The organism is Nonomuraea sp. NPDC054003 (assembly GCF_055585125.1).
The window spans coordinates 13198-25854 of record NZ_JBVJKR010000020.1; the positions used below are offsets into that span (position 1 = coordinate 13198).

The 12657-nt window shown below is 69.5% G+C and carries 16 protein-coding genes and 1 pseudogene; 9 read left to right on the plus strand and 8 right to left on the minus strand.

Going from position 1 to position 12657, the window contains the following annotated elements; genetic code table 11:
- Positions 1-18: 18 nt before the first annotated feature.
- Positions 19-2520, minus strand: a complete 2502-nt coding sequence (locus ACZ6YG_RS38515) for a polysaccharide lyase family 8 super-sandwich domain-containing protein (RefSeq protein WP_466020692.1) — start codon at positions 2518-2520, stop codon at positions 19-21.
- 196 nt (positions 2521-2716) lie between these two features.
- Between ACZ6YG_RS38515 and ACZ6YG_RS38520 the strand changes: the two genes are divergently transcribed.
- Positions 2717-2845, plus strand: coding sequence for a hypothetical protein (locus tag ACZ6YG_RS38520; protein ID WP_466020693.1), 129 nt, complete (start codon positions 2717-2719; stop codon positions 2843-2845).
- A 253-nt stretch (positions 2846-3098) separates the two neighbouring features.
- Here ACZ6YG_RS38520 and ACZ6YG_RS38525 read toward each other — a convergent pair whose 3' ends face one another.
- Positions 3099-3506, minus strand: coding sequence for a hypothetical protein (locus ACZ6YG_RS38525; protein WP_466020694.1), 408 nt, complete (start codon positions 3504-3506; stop codon positions 3099-3101).
- A 51-nt stretch (positions 3507-3557) separates the two neighbouring features.
- Between ACZ6YG_RS38525 and ACZ6YG_RS38530 the strand changes: the two genes are divergently transcribed.
- Genes ACZ6YG_RS38530 through ACZ6YG_RS38540 form a run of 3 tightly spaced genes read left to right on the plus strand, consistent with a single transcriptional unit; the run spans position 3558 to position 6429 of the window.
- Positions 3558-4442 (plus strand): LLM class flavin-dependent oxidoreductase, encoded by an 885-nt coding sequence (locus ACZ6YG_RS38530; RefSeq protein ID WP_466020695.1) that lies wholly within the window; start codon positions 3558-3560, stop codon positions 4440-4442.
- Between the two features lie 47 nt (positions 4443-4489).
- Positions 4490-5776, plus strand: coding sequence for a cytochrome P450 (locus tag ACZ6YG_RS38535; RefSeq protein ID WP_466020696.1), 1287 nt, complete (start codon positions 4490-4492; stop codon positions 5774-5776).
- Positions 5773-6429, plus strand: a complete 657-nt coding sequence (locus ACZ6YG_RS38540; protein WP_466020697.1) for a TetR/AcrR family transcriptional regulator — start codon at positions 5773-5775, stop codon at positions 6427-6429. The genes ACZ6YG_RS38535 and ACZ6YG_RS38540 overlap by 4 nt, the downstream gene beginning before the upstream one ends.
- Here ACZ6YG_RS38540 and ACZ6YG_RS38545 read toward each other — a convergent pair.
- The 3 genes from ACZ6YG_RS38545 to ACZ6YG_RS38555 form a co-directional block, all read right to left on the minus strand.
- The gene (locus ACZ6YG_RS38545; protein ID WP_148035021.1) at positions 6379-6798 is read right to left on the minus strand and encodes a hypothetical protein; all 420 of its coding nucleotides are present in this window, start codon (positions 6796-6798) and stop codon (positions 6379-6381) included. The two genes, ACZ6YG_RS38540 and ACZ6YG_RS38545, sit on opposite strands and share 51 nt — an antisense overlap.
- Before the next feature lie 48 nt (positions 6799-6846).
- Positions 6847-7749 (minus strand): LysR family transcriptional regulator, encoded by a 903-nt coding sequence (locus tag ACZ6YG_RS38550; RefSeq protein ID WP_466020698.1) that lies wholly within the window; start codon positions 7747-7749, stop codon positions 6847-6849.
- Between the two features lie 88 nt (positions 7750-7837).
- Positions 7838-8350 (minus strand): hypothetical protein, encoded by a 513-nt coding sequence (locus ACZ6YG_RS38555; RefSeq protein ID WP_466020699.1) that lies wholly within the window; start codon positions 8348-8350, stop codon positions 7838-7840.
- A 215-nt stretch (positions 8351-8565) separates the two neighbouring features.
- On the opposite strand from ACZ6YG_RS38555, the gene ACZ6YG_RS38560 reads away from it, so the two are divergent.
- Both ACZ6YG_RS38560 and ACZ6YG_RS38565 read left to right on the plus strand, forming a co-directional pair.
- Positions 8566-9177 (plus strand): dihydrofolate reductase family protein, encoded by a 612-nt coding sequence (locus ACZ6YG_RS38560; RefSeq protein WP_466020700.1) that lies wholly within the window; start codon positions 8566-8568, stop codon positions 9175-9177.
- 69 nt (positions 9178-9246) lie between these two features.
- Entirely contained in the window at positions 9247-9615 is a 369-nt protein-coding gene (locus ACZ6YG_RS38565; RefSeq protein WP_148035025.1) for a YybH family protein, read from the plus strand.
- On the opposite strand, the gene ACZ6YG_RS38570 is transcribed toward ACZ6YG_RS38565, so the two are convergent.
- The 3 genes from ACZ6YG_RS38570 to ACZ6YG_RS38580 form a co-directional block, all read right to left on the minus strand.
- Positions 9612-10028: a cupin domain-containing protein gene (locus tag ACZ6YG_RS38570; RefSeq protein WP_466020701.1), complete on the minus strand. Its 417-nt coding sequence runs from the start codon at positions 10026-10028 to the stop codon at positions 9612-9614. The genes ACZ6YG_RS38565 and ACZ6YG_RS38570 overlap by 4 nt on opposite strands.
- A 5-nt stretch (positions 10029-10033) precedes the next feature.
- Positions 10034-10768, minus strand: coding sequence for an SDR family oxidoreductase (locus ACZ6YG_RS38575; protein ID WP_466020702.1), 735 nt, complete (start codon positions 10766-10768; stop codon positions 10034-10036).
- 484 nt (positions 10769-11252) lie between these two features.
- On the minus strand, positions 11253-11471 hold the full coding sequence (locus ACZ6YG_RS38580) for a hypothetical protein (protein WP_466020703.1): 219 nt from the start codon (positions 11469-11471) through the stop codon (positions 11253-11255).
- An 87-nt stretch (positions 11472-11558) separates the two neighbouring features.
- Between ACZ6YG_RS38580 and ACZ6YG_RS38585 the strand changes: the two genes are divergently transcribed.
- From ACZ6YG_RS38585 to ACZ6YG_RS38595, 3 genes and pseudogenes are all read left to right on the plus strand, one after another.
- A complete protein-coding gene (locus ACZ6YG_RS38585; RefSeq protein WP_466020704.1) occupies positions 11559-11810 on the plus strand; it encodes a GntR family transcriptional regulator in 252 nt (83 codons plus the stop codon).
- Positions 11811-11884: 74 nt separating this feature from the next.
- Positions 11885-12201 (plus strand): annotated as a pseudogene (locus ACZ6YG_RS38590) (ScoMcrA-related endonuclease).
- 163 nt (positions 12202-12364) lie between these two features.
- On the plus strand, positions 12365-12583 hold the full coding sequence (locus tag ACZ6YG_RS38595) for a transposase (protein ID WP_466020769.1): 219 nt from the start codon (positions 12365-12367) through the stop codon (positions 12581-12583).
- The last annotated feature ends 74 nt before the right edge of the window (positions 12584-12657 follow it).

Genomic DNA, 12657 nt, shown 5'->3' on the forward strand with positions numbered 1-12657 from the left:
GAGAGGACCGACAGATCGTCAGCGCAACGTCGCCGTGAAACCGCGGCCGTGGGCGTGGCGGGTCGTCGCCTGGATCAGCATCCCGCCCGGCACCCGCCGCACCTTCACCCCCTCGTCCGCCGAGTCGACCCGTAGACGCGGACCGTGGAGCACGACGCTGACCCGGTCCCGCCGCATCGTCGGATCCGACAGCGCGACCACCGTACGCTCACCCGACCGCACGATCACCGAAGCGGGCCCGTCGACCAGCATCCGCCCGGCGAGACGCGGCCCGTCCGAGAAGACGTTGGCCGCCACGATCCCGAGCCCCTTGTGCTCGATCGCCTGGACGTGCCGGTCGTTGGCCAGCACGCGCACCGTTCCACGCGCGTACCCGCGCAGCCCCGCCTCGGTCGCGCCGGGCACCAGAGCGTAGGCAAGCTCGGGAACCTGACCGCCCGCGGGATGGGTGACCGACGCGGTGAAGACGTTCTTGGTGACGCTGGTGTCGGGGTTGCTCGTACGGACGACTCTGCGGCTGCGGGTCACCGTCTCCATCCCGGCGGTGACGGGCTGCCTGGTGAGGAAGGCGTAGCCGACGGCGGTGCCGCGGGTGCCGTTGGCGTAGCGCAGCCAGCGGGGCGGCGTGGTGTCACCCGCCCGCCAGGCTCCCCCCTGCCAGCGTTCGCCGGTGACCGCGACCGCGTCGCCGGGAGCGGCGATGCGGCTGTCCACGGTCGTCACCGCGGCACGCCCGCCCTGCCCGGCGACCCCCGCCGCCAGCACCACGATCTCGTCGTCGAGCATGAACCACGACTTGGTGGCCCGGGCATTCCGATAAGCCACGAAATCCTCGGGCAGAACCCCCTCCTGCTTGGCCGTATAGGCCACGTCATCGGACTGCACGAAACCGGCCGCCCCGTACGCCCCCGACGTCACCCCGCCGGAGAACGCGTTCTCGCCACGCGGGAAGTACACGTACGTGTTCTGCGACTCCGACGACGAGGTGAAGTTCAGCGGATGCCCCGGGTTCTCGTACCAGAACCGCCCGTACAGCTCCGGCACCGTCCGCCGCTCCTCCACCGGCGCGGTGACCCCGGCCAGCCGGTACGGGGAGACGGCCGTGAAATAGTCGACCCCGAACACCTCCCGCTGGTCCTCGCCCGCCAGATAGAGGTAGTAAGCCCCATCCCCCTGGAACCAGGGCATGAGGTTCTCCCCGTTCATGTACTCGTACTTGCTGATCCGCTCCGAACTCCGCGCCAGCGCGAACGCGTACCCCGGCCGCCGGTGCACGGCCCGGTCCATGGCGTTGAAGGCCACGGACCGCGAAGGCGGGTTCAGGTCGGCGGCCGGGATGGCGTCGTCGGCGCGGATGGCCGAGTAGCGGGCGATGCTGACCGGAGAGACGAACGAGCCCGTGTCGGCAGGAGGCAGGTGCTTGACGTACTTCTTCAACGCCAGCGCGCTGTCCCCGCCGACGTGGTCCGCCAGGTCGGCGATGGCCTCCACGATGATCCCGACGTCCGCGTACCCGGTGTTGGTACGGGAGACCGCGCGCCCCTTGACGATCTCCATCATCCAGCCCTCGAAGATGAGCGGGGCGAAGCCGTCGGTGATCCACCTGTAGACCACCTCCCCCAGCCCTGACCCGGTGGTCGCGCCTTCGAGCGTCTTGAGGGTCTGGACGACGCGGGTCAGCAGGATGCGCCCGTACGAGCCGGTGTAGGCGACCGAGTGGTGCTGGATGAAGGAGCCGTCCTCGTAGTAGCCGTCGGTGACGCCGTGCCGCAGATCGTACGGGTCGATGGTGGCGAAGACGGTGGCCTGGTCGGCGATGGCCTTGGCGACGCGGGCGTCGTCGGCGGTGAGGGCGCCCTGGAGGATGCGGTTGGCGGTGATGTCGGCGAGGTTGGCGCCGGTGTGGAAGCGGGAGTCGAGGTCGACGTCGCCGTCCTTGCCGTTGCGGAGGTAGGCGTCCATCGTGGCGAGGTACGTGGACGTCAGAGCGGGGCGTTCGTCACGTAAGAGGTCGGCGAGCAGGACCAGGGTCCGGCTGACGTGGGTGGGGATGCCGATCTCCCAGTTGTGCCAGTTGCCGTAGTAGCCCGCCGCCTGGTCGCCGAAGTGGCGCTCGTGCAGCCATTGGAGTCCCTCGACGACGCGCCGCTGGACGGTGGCGTCGCCGTCGAGTTCGCCGCCGGGGGTGCGGGTGGCGAGCGCGATCTCGTACAGGAACTGGAAGGCCTGGCGGAGGGCGGCGTCGTCGGCGCCGAGCGTGAGTCCGGCGAACAGCTCGCCGTCGCCTGCCTGGTCCATGGCGGTGAGGCGCTGCCTGGCGGTCCTGAGGATGGCGGCGAGCTTGGCGGCGACCTCGGGGCGGGTGTTGCTGTCGGAGGTGCCGGCGAGCATGGCCACGGTGTTGGCGAGCAGCCGGGCGTGGTCGGCGCCGGACGCGGCGGCGCGCACGGGAGAGGCTACGGCGAGGAGGCCGGCGGCGGGGAGGAGGGAGAGGGCCTGGCGGCGAGACAGATGCGGCACGGCTTGACTCCGGGCTGTCGGGGGCTCCTCACATGATCCACACTCATCGCGTTGGAATCCATAGCCATCTCGTGGTTTATCGATGAAGAAATCTTTCACGTCCTGGTGGGGGCCGAGGACCTCTACAGATCGCCCGCCCAGGGTTGAAAGTGGACACGGTGGCGGGGACCGGTGAAGATCGGGGGGAGGAGGAGCGATGATCCTGGACAGGCGTCCCCTGCTCGCCCTCGCCCTGGGCGGTCTGCTCGTGACCGGCATCGGGGTCCTCGTCACCCGGCCGCTGTGGCATCAGGTGTTCACGCCCCGCGTCCTCGCGAGCGTGTGATCACGGCTGTCATCGTGATCGTTCCCACCGTCCTGGAGCTCGTTCCGCGGACCGTCCACATGGTGTGGGGTGTGGCGGCCGTGGCTTTCGGCGGTGTGGCGGCGCTCTCGGCTGGGCGGAGGAGCGGAGCCGCGAGGGGTACGTTCCGGTCTGTGTCTGTATCTGTGGCTGGGAAGGCGAACCGCGAGCGAGCTCGTCGCAGGCCCTGGAGAAGGCGGGAGATCACGACTCACGGGCCTGTGAGCGCTGATGGTCAGTCGTCCACGTGCGACAGGATGACGGCGTCCGCCACCAGGGTGATCTGGTTCTGCCCGTAGCAGTCGGCCTGGTGGGTGGCGAGGTCCGTGCCGCAGCCCGCGCAGACGAGGTTGGGGCTGTCGATCTCGCTGATCCCGCAGCAGCCGCTGACCCGGGACCGGTCCGGGTGCAGGAGCATGCCGACCGCGTCGTCCGGGTGGATCACCAGGCCGGGCGGTTCGCCGGAGAACTCCTCGGGCCGGTGGTTGGCCGCGTACGTGCCGCGCGGCATCCGCGGGGGCTGGATGCGGTCGGTGGGTACGGTCGCGCCGGCGATGGCGGTGTAGTGCGCCGGCGGCAGGGGGATCCTGCGGACCGGCAGGGTGATCGGGCGACGGCAGGCGAAGCAGAGGAAACGCGCCACAAGGGCGACGATACTTGACGTCAACCGAACTTCAGGTTGCACCGTACGAGGATGAACAGCTTCGAGATCGGCGTCATCCTGCCCGGGGTCGGTGCGGGCATCGACCTGCGGGAGGCGGCGCGGCACGTGGAGGACGCCGGGCTGGACGGCGTGTGGCACGGGGATCATCTCGCGGTCGGGGCGCCGACGCTGGACGCCCCGATCGCCCTGGCCACCGCCGCCGCGGCCACGGCCCGGGTCAGGATCGGCACGAGCGTCCTCATCCCGGCGATCCGCCCCCTCGCCTGGGCCGCCAAGCAGGTCGCGACGCTCCAGTACGTGTCGGGCGGCCGGCTGGTGCTCGGGGTCGGTTCGGGTGGCGGCCCCGGGCAGTGGGCCGCCGCCGGGGTGCCCTACGCCGAGCGCGGGCCCCGTACCGACAGCGCGCTGCGGCTCCTCCCGCGCCTGCTGGCGGGCGAGCGGACCGAGGTCGAGGGCGCGGCCGTCGAGCTGGCGCCGTCCGTGCCGATGCCCCCGGTCTGGGTCGGGAACGCGTCCATGACGGCGATCCGGCGGGCCGCGCGGCTGGGGGACGGCTGGTTCCCGTCCCTGATCTCCCCCGCTCAGCTGGCCGAGGGCGCGGCGCGGCTCGCCGAGCTGGCCGCGGAGCAAGGCAGGCCCGCGCCGGTCGTCGCGATCGGGGGGACCTGCGCCCTGGGCACGGGGGTCCCTTCCCGTGAGGAGATCGCGTCAGGCATCGGCGGCGCCTACGGGCGTCCCGTGGAGGAGGTGATCGACATCCCGCTGACCGGCCGTCCGGAGGAGGCCGCCGAGAAGCTGGCCGCCTACCGCGAGGCGGGGGCGCGGCACGCGGTGGTCGGGATAGCGGGCGGGGACTGGCGGACGCAGGTCGAGCTGCTGGCGGAGGTTCGCAAAATCTTGCACGACACGCATTGATGCGCGTTGTGTATGTTTGACCTGTCCCCTCTAGACAGGATGCGTACATGAGCGCCGACACCGCGCAGACCGCGACGCCCGAAGAGTCGCCGAGCTCCAGCCCCACGGCGATGCGCCAGATCATCCCCCCGGACATGCTGGAGCGCGGGCAGTGCCCGTTCGACCCGCCGCCCGGTCTGCGGGAGCGGCGCGGCCAGGGGGCGGTGCAGCCGCTGCCGCTGCGCAACGGCGCGCAGGCGTGGCTGGTGACCGGCTTCGAGGAGGCGCGCACCGTACTGTCCGATCCGCGGTTCAGCGCCGACAAGATGCGCCACCGAGACGCCACGTCGATGCAGCCGCACGAAGTGGACGCGCCCACCACCCCCGAGCCGCTCGCGACCCGCGAGGACGGGTTCTTCGTCTTCATGGACCCGCCCGAGCACACCCGCCTGCGGCGGCTGCTGACCGGCCAGTTCACCGTGCGGCGGATGAAGGCGCTGGAGTCGCGGGTCACCGAGATCGCCGTCGAGCACATCGAGGCGATGAAGGCGGCCGGCGACGAGGCCGACCTGGTGCCGGCGTTCGCGCTGCCGCTGCCGTCGCTGGTCATCTGCGAGCTGCTCGGCGTCGACTACGCCGACCGGGCCGAGTTCCAGGAGCACACCTCCGTGGCGCTCGACAGCAGCGCCGACCCCGAGCGGCGGGCGCTGTCCGGGGCCGAGCTGTACGGGTTCATGCAGCGCCTGGTCGCCCACAAGCGCGCCCACCCTGCCGACGACCTGCTGTCCGGGCTCGTCCACGACGCCGACCCGCCGCTCACCGACGCCCAGCTCGTCGACGTCGCGCTCGTCCTGCTCGGCGCGGGCCACGAGACGACCGCCAACCAGCTGAGCCTGAGCACGTTCGCACTGCTGGAGAACCCCGACCAGCTCGCCGCGCTGCGCGCCGACCCCTCCCTGATCGACAACGCGGTCGAGGAGCTGCTCCGCCACCTGTCGATCATCCAGCTCGGCGTCAACCGGGTCACGACCGAGCCCGTCACGCTGGGCGGCGTCGACATCCCGGCCGGCGCCACGGTCGTGATCGCCACCCCCGAGGTCAACCGTGACGCCCAGCACTGGCCCGACCCCGACCGGCTCGACGTGCGGCGCCCCCGCACCCCGCACCTCGCCTTCGGTCACGGCGTCCACCAGTGCCTCGGCCAGCAGCTCGCCCGCGTCGAGATGCAGATCGGCCTGCGCGAGCTGATCACCCGCCTGCCGGGCCTGCGCCTGGCCGTGCCGGCCGAGAAGATCCCGGTACGCAACGAGATGCTGATCTTCGGCGTCCACTCGCTACCTGTGACCTGGTCATGACGACGCTTCCGGGGCGGCGTGAGCGGAAGAAACAGGCCACTCGCGCCGCCCTGAAGGAGGCCGCGCTGCGGCTGGCGATCCGCGACGGGGTCGAGAACGTCACCGTCGAGCGGATCGCCGACGAGGCCGACATCGCGCTGCGCACCTTCTTCAACTACTTCTCCAGCAAGGAGGAGGCGGTGGTGGCCACCGTGTCCTCGGCCGCGGAGGCGCTCATCGCCGAGTTCCGGGCGCGGCCCCGTACGGAATCCGTTCTGCGGGCCTTCCGTGAGGCGGTGCTGGTGATCCTGAACGAGAGTGACGCGGCCAACCGCGACTACTTGGCGGTGGTCAGGCTGATCCACCGGACGCCGTCGCTCGTACCGCAGCAGCTCGCCATGCTCGCCGCCCAGGAGAAGGCGCTGGCTTCAGCGATCGCCGAACGTGTCGTCGTCCCTGAGGACTCCGTCTATCCGATGGTGTGCGCGGCGGCGGTGCATGCGGCGCTGCGGATCGTGGTCAACCAGTGGCTGGAGGCGGGGCGGGAACCGTCCGCCGAGGTGCTGGGGCGGCAGGTCGACCTGGTGATCGCCGAACTCGCCGCCGGCCTGGACCGTCCCTGCTCAGGTGATGGCGCCGGTGGCGGTGCAGACGTGGAAGCGGTTCATGGTTAGTTCGAGCTTGACGGGGATGTCTTCGGCCAGGTCGAGGTCCTTGATCTTGTTCGGTGAGTTCGCCGCGGCGCTCAGGTATCCGATCTGGGCTCCCGTCCGGGCGTTGAAGAGGCGGAGGATCACGGGGTACGAGGTGCCGTTCTTGAGCGTCATGCGCTCGTCCAGGGCGTAGAAGTTGCCCTTCACCTGGTTGGTCGTGCTGTTGTTGTAGAGGAACTGGGTGTAGGCCGACCTCCCGCCGGCGTCGCCGTCGTTCTGGTAGGAGTTCGCCCAGCACTGCCAGCCCGCGGCTGCGTGCGCCTGGGCGGGGGTCGCCACCGTGAGGGCGGTGAGGGTCGACAGCAGGATCAGGCCGGCTCTTCTGCGCATGGTGCTCCTCGGGTGCGCCGGGGCCGTTCCCCCGGTTTCACCAGCACGCTAATGACCGGCGTTATCGTCCGGCTTAACGGCGAAGGCCTTCCGGCTGTGCGCCAGCGCCTCCCGTACGGCCGGGCTGTGGGTGTTCTTCCAGACGAGGGCGAGCCGGGCGGGAGCTTCGACGTCGTCGATGACGCGGGCGGCGAGCCGGTCGCGGTGGTGCGCGGCCATCGACTCGCTGAGGATGCCGACGCCGAGCCCTCGCGCGGTCAGGTCGGCGACGGCGTCCCCGGCACTGGCCTGGAACGCGATCACCGGCCGGCGGTCTCTCGCGGCGCAGGCCCGGTCGAACACGGCGCGCAGCCCGGTGCCCTCCGGCATGCAGACGATCGGGTACGCGGTCAGCTCGTCCAGGGTGACCCGTTCCCGGCCCGCGAGGGGATGGCCGGGCGAGACCGCCGCGACGAGGCGTTCACTGATGATCGTCATCGTGTGGAGCCCGTCGTGCTCGGCTGTCCCCGTCCCGATGAGGGCCAGGTCGATCGTCCCGGTTCGTACGCTCTCGGCGAGCCGGTCGGAGTTGCCCTCCAGCAGCGAGATCTCCACTCCCGGGTGCGCCCGGTGGAAGGCGGCGAGGGCGTCGAACAGCGGCGTGACCGTACAGCCGATGACCATGCCGACGGTGAGCCTGCCCCGGATCAGGTCGGTCACCTCCCCCACTGCCTGCTTGACGGCGTTGGAGGCGGCGATGGCGGCGCGGGCGTGTTCGAGCGCGGCCTTGCCGGCGACGGTCAGGGTGACGGTGCGGGTGTGCCTTTCGAAGAGCTCGGCGCCGAGCTCGCGTTCGAGCTGGCGGATCTGGGCGCTGACGCCGGACTGGCTGATGTGGACGCGTTCGGCGGCTCTGGTGAAGTTGCGCTCTTCGGCGACGGCTATGAAGTACTCGAGCTGCCGGAGTTCCATAAGCATTGATTCTAGTTTCGACGAGGACTATCTGATGGGCTTCTAACATGGCCTGTTCAACAGCGCCCCGAAGACGGCACCCTGGCCCTCAGAACCATCTCGCGACGACGCCGACGATGATCCCCACGAGTCCCACTGCGGCGACCGCTACCGCGTTGCGCAAGCGGAAGGCCCGAAGCCTCAGGGCCATCCCCGCCGCGGTGATGAAGATCAAGTCGATGGAGACGTGGGGAAGCGCTGCCAGAGCGCCCTGCACTCCCCGGAATCCGGCCCGGTCACCACCGCTGGTGATCTGAGCCGGATAGACGCGGCCGGGCTCGCCCCAGGAGAAGGCGCCGACCGCCGCCACCTTGTCGCCGGTGGCCGCGTACACGAAGTCGCCCGTGCACACCTGCCTGCCATACCTGCTGGACTCCACGTCATGGCACTCCTGAACGGTCAAGGTTCCCGGAGCGCCGGTGAGACCGGTCGCCAATCCGATGTCGACCAGTGCGGGGACAGTGGCCGTCAGGGTCCATCCCACCGCCGCGACCATCGTGGCGACGACCAGGACGACCATGGTGAACATCGACTCGCCGGAGGCTTCGGAACGAGAGGGCATGGTGTCACTGTGGAGTGATGGGTTTGCGACTCACTTGGAAACCACTGGGCCGTGCGAAACGGTCAAGGCCGTCGTGACCCTCAACGCTGGGCGCCCGACTTCCTGCTCACCGCCCCCGTCGAGGAGGACATCGGACGCGATGCGCAGCGATGAGTCCGCCGGCGCCCAGAGGTCTACTTCTCGACCCAGACAACCAACGCATCGGGAGTAAGGGCATGGGCCTCATCCACATCGAACTGTTCGCCACCCTCGACCTCGTCGGGCAGTCGCCCGGCAGCCCCGACGAGGACCCGGTGGGGTTCCCGTTCGGCGGCTGGCAGGCGCCCCTGCTGGACGAGGCCTCAGGGGCGCAGGTATCCGCCGCGTACGAGGGCACGGACGCGCTCCTGCTCGGCCGGCGGACCTACGACATCTTCGCCGCCTACTGGCCGCACCAGGAGGGCGAGATCGCCACGCTGTTCAACAGCGTCCCGAAGTACGTGGCCTCCCGCGGCACGCCCGACCTCTCGTGGGCCGGTTCCACGCGCCTCGGCCCGGACCTGGCCGGCGCGGTGCGCGAGATCCGCGACCGGCACGAGCACGTGAAGGTCGTCGGGAGCCTGAACCTGGTGCAGACCCTCCTGCGCGAGAAGCTCTTCGACCGTCTCGACCTCTGGGTGCACCCCATCGTGCTCGGCGTCGGCAAGAAGGTGTTCGACGGCGGCGCGGTGCCCACGAACGTCACACTCCTCGAACCACCGGCAGCCGGCCCGAAGGGGACCGTGTACCTGCGCTACGGGCTCGCCGAGGGCATACCCGGGACAGGGGACATGAGCCGCGTTTCATGAGTGCTGGTTCTGGCTTCGATCAGAACCAGCTGTTGGACTTCTGACGGGAGGGATGGGGATGCTGGAGGCATGAGCGCATACGAGAAGGCCATGCGACCTGAAGACATCACCCGGCTGTTCGTCGAGCGGTCCAACGCCGGGGACGCGGCCGGGGTCGCTGATCTGTACGAGGAGGACGCGGTGCTGGCCTACCCGCCGGGGAGCCAGACCGTGGGGCGGGAGGCGATCCGCGAGCTGTGGTCGAAGGTGCTGGCCGGGCGTCCCCGGTTCTCGCCGGAGGAGCCGCTGCCCACGTTGATCAGCGGCGACATCGCCCTGACCTCGACGCCGCCCAAGGACGGCTCCGGCGCTCGTGCGCAGGTGGTCCGGCGTCAGGCCGACGGGAGCTGGCTGCGGGTGCTCGACCAGCCCGAATTCGTGCCGCCGGGCCGCTCTTAGGACGGGCGAGGGGCGCGGCAGTCCTGGCGCTGGGCGAGCTCTTCGTCGTCGACCAGCGTGAGCATCGGCTTGCCGGGCTCACACAGCATGGTGACGGTGAAGCGGAGCCGGACGTCGTCGCGGTGGTTGCCGTCCTGGTAGTGGATGACGTCGCCGCCCGGCTCCCAGAACACCTCACCGGCTCGCAAGACCCGCTCCGGCTCCCCTTCCAGCTCGAACAGCATCTCGCCTTCCAGCACGTAGCCGAACGCCGGGCCGGAGTGCCGGTGCGGCGGCGTGCCGGGGTCACCGGGCGGGAACTCGATGACCACGGTCATCACGTGCGCCCCCTCCGGGATGAAGGGCGGCTCGACCTCCTGCAGCATGGTGAGCGCCGTCTGCCAGGCGGTCGACCTCTGCTTGGCCTCAGACATGGGACCTACCTCCAGTCTCGATAGCGGATCTCGCCGAGGGTGGCGCCGTCATCCGGCACCAGCGACCGCTCGCGCAGCTCGGCTCCGAAGTAGTGCGCGTGCGGGTCGGTGACCACCTCACGCGGATCACCCCAGGAGGCGAGCGCCTCCCGGAAGAACTCGTCCATCCGGACCTGCTCGGGTCCCGCCACATCGACCCTGCCGTTCGTCGGCTCCCCCACCGAGACCCGGCCGACCGCCCGCGCGACATCGTCACCCGCGATGGGCTGGAAGAGCACGGGCGCCATCCGCACCTTGCCGCCGTCCGTCGCCTCGTCGGCGATGCTCGGGACGAACTCGAAGAACTGGGTGGCGCGTACGAGCGAGAACGGGATCGGTGACTCCTGGATCAGCTTCTCCTGGGCGGCCTTCGCCTGGAAGTACGGGCGCGCCGGCGGGCGATCCGCGCCCACTATCGACAGGACGACGTGGTGGCCGACGCCGGCGTCTGCCTCCGCGGCGAGCAGGTTTCGGGTGGAGGTGTCGAAGAACTCTCGTACGGCGGCTTCCTCGAAGGAGTGGGATTTCGATACGTCGACCACCACGGACGCGCCCTCCAGCACTTCGGCCAGGCCTTCGCCGGTGAGGGCGTTCACTCCGGTGCTCGGGGATGCTGCCACGGCCTCGTGGCCGCGCTCGTCGAGCTTGGCGACGAGCTTGGAACCGATCAGACCGGTTCCGCCTACTACGACGATCTTCATTCCTGACCTTTCCCTGCGAGGTGCCCTTGGCCTCGCGGCTACCGGTTAGGACAGGACGGCTTCCTGGCCTGAGTTGCTTTGGACCTCGTCTTTCAACGTCCCTCGTGCTGTCTCTGCTGCCACGTACAGGGCGGCAAACTTTCAGCAACCGTCGCCGGCGTCCCTGTCTGTGGGGGTTCGTCGGCCCGCTTACATCACCGAGCGCGGCCGGTCACGATCTGCAGCCACAGTTCCTCGGTCGCGCGGGCGGACGTCCAGACGCTTTCCACGATTTCCCCGAGGCCTTTGGCGGGGAGGCGCCGGACGAACCACAGGCCGGCGGCTGTGCAGAGTTCGAACGCTGGGTAGGTACAGGCACATGTATGGCCGCGGACTCGCAGCCGGTCCGCTCTGGGAAGGCTCTTCGCCCAGTCCACCCGTATGGCGTCGGCGCGGGGTGTGGGTACGTGGAGGCCGAGGCACTCTTGGCCTAGCGGCGGACGGCTCACGGCGTCACCGCCAAGTGGCCCTGTTCCTGGAGCAACGATACGAAGGCGTACGCGTCCTCCGCGCTCACCGTCTGCCGCAGTCCCTGGTCGATGTCGGTTTCCCGGAGCTGGACGCCGCGACGGGTGCCGTAGAACACGCCTGCATCGCTGCGGAAGATCGACCAGGCGGGGAAGGCCGCGCGAAGGCTGTCAAGGTCATAGGGAGGTGGCGTCATGCGCTTGAGCGTACGAAGTAATGTCTACCCTTGTCTATAGACGTAGGCCAATGAAGGTCTACGGCGACCGTTTTCTACCGTTGATTCATGTTCGAGTTCGAACCAGACCGGCCGAGATGGCAGCAGGTGGCGGACGTCATCCGGGAGCGCATCCAGTCAGGCAGCTATCCGCCCAAGCACCTGGTCTCCGAACTCTCACTCGTCCAGGAGTTCGGCATCGCCCGCGACACCGCGCGCAAGGCCGTACGCGCTCTTCGCGAAGAAGGCCTGATCTACACGGTCCCCCACATGGGCAGCTTCGTCAGCCCGCCCAGCGAAGCTCAGCCCGCTGCCGAGTAGGCGGAGGCAGTCGCCGATCACGGTCCGGTGCCGAAAGGCTGTGTGGCGGAGAAATCGCCCCATAAGCTGTCACCGTGGGACTCGCGGATCTTCGTCGTGAAATGATCCTTACCGCGATCGCGGAGTACGACTCGATAGGGCGGGACGCCTTCCTGGAGCGGTACGAGTACTGGCCGGCGCGGGGTACTTCCTCGTTCATGAGGGCCGACGCTACGGCTCGAAGGCGATTGCGGGAGCAGCCCACTGCGGGGTCACCGGGCGGCCTCACCGACCCAGCGACTTCTCCGGCGGCCGGGTAACCGTGGCTCGCCAGCTCATCCGTTTCGGATTTGAAGTCGCCGCTCCGGGCTTGGAAATCGGACAGCACACGATCGAGGATTTGCTCCTGTAGGTCGGCTCGCTCCGCACCGACACGCCAAGGCTGACAGGCGAGCCACGTCGGCACCAGGCGCTGACTCTGTTATCCGGACAGGCCCAGCCCTGCTGGAGAGCTGGTCACGGACAGCCGTCGGGATCGGAGCGTTGATACCCGGTTCGGCCATCCCTCTTTCCGGCTGGCCACCACCATCGAGACCTGGCGCCCCCAGATCCTCGCGTTCATCCACACCGGCATCACCAACGCCGACTCCAAAGGCACCAGCCGCGTCATAAAAACCGTCGCCCGCGACGCCCACGGCTTCCGCAATCCGGAGAACCAACGACTACGCACTCGCTGCGCCACCACCCGCCGCGCCCGGGGCACCACAACCCCGCCTCAATTCGAAGAGCCGTGATCGTGGACGGCATGCCGGGCGGCGAGAAGCTGCATCCGGACGAGCAGGTACGCCGGTACTGCAAGTACATAACT

Excerpts from the sequence above, each read along its gene's own strand:
- ACZ6YG_RS38560 (WP_466020700.1), top strand. The coding sequence starts at position 8,566 with ATGGGCCTCATCCACATCGAACTGTTCGCCACCCTCGACCTCGTCGGG.
- ACZ6YG_RS38540 (WP_466020697.1), top strand. The coding sequence starts at position 5,773 with ATGACGACGCTTCCGGGGCGGCGTGAGCGGAAGAAACAGGCCACTCGC.
- ACZ6YG_RS38575 (WP_466020702.1), bottom strand. The coding sequence starts at position 10,768 with ATGAAGATCGTCGTAGTAGGCGGAACCGGTCTGATCGGTTCCAAGCTC.
- ACZ6YG_RS38545 (WP_148035021.1), bottom strand. The coding sequence starts at position 6,798 with ATGCGCAGAAGAGCCGGCCTGATCCTGCTGTCGACCCTCACCGCCCTC.
- ACZ6YG_RS38555 (WP_466020699.1), bottom strand. The coding sequence starts at position 8,350 with ATGCCCTCTCGTTCCGAAGCCTCCGGCGAGTCGATGTTCACCATGGTC.
- ACZ6YG_RS38550 (WP_466020698.1), bottom strand. The coding sequence starts at position 7,749 with ATGGAACTCCGGCAGCTCGAGTACTTCATAGCCGTCGCCGAAGAGCGC.
- ACZ6YG_RS38585 (WP_466020704.1), top strand. The coding sequence starts at position 11,559 with ATGTTCGAGTTCGAACCAGACCGGCCGAGATGGCAGCAGGTGGCGGAC.
- ACZ6YG_RS38565 (WP_148035025.1), top strand. The coding sequence starts at position 9,247 with ATGAGCGCATACGAGAAGGCCATGCGACCTGAAGACATCACCCGGCTG.
- ACZ6YG_RS38535 (WP_466020696.1), top strand. The coding sequence starts at position 4,490 with ATGAGCGCCGACACCGCGCAGACCGCGACGCCCGAAGAGTCGCCGAGC.
- ACZ6YG_RS38530 (WP_466020695.1), top strand. The coding sequence starts at position 3,558 with ATGAACAGCTTCGAGATCGGCGTCATCCTGCCCGGGGTCGGTGCGGGC.
- ACZ6YG_RS38520 (WP_466020693.1), top strand. The coding sequence starts at position 2,717 with ATGATCCTGGACAGGCGTCCCCTGCTCGCCCTCGCCCTGGGCGGTCTG.
- ACZ6YG_RS38570 (WP_466020701.1), bottom strand. The coding sequence starts at position 10,028 with ATGTCTGAGGCCAAGCAGAGGTCGACCGCCTGGCAGACGGCGCTCACC.
- ACZ6YG_RS38580 (WP_466020703.1), bottom strand. The coding sequence starts at position 11,471 with ATGACGCCACCTCCCTATGACCTTGACAGCCTTCGCGCGGCCTTCCCC.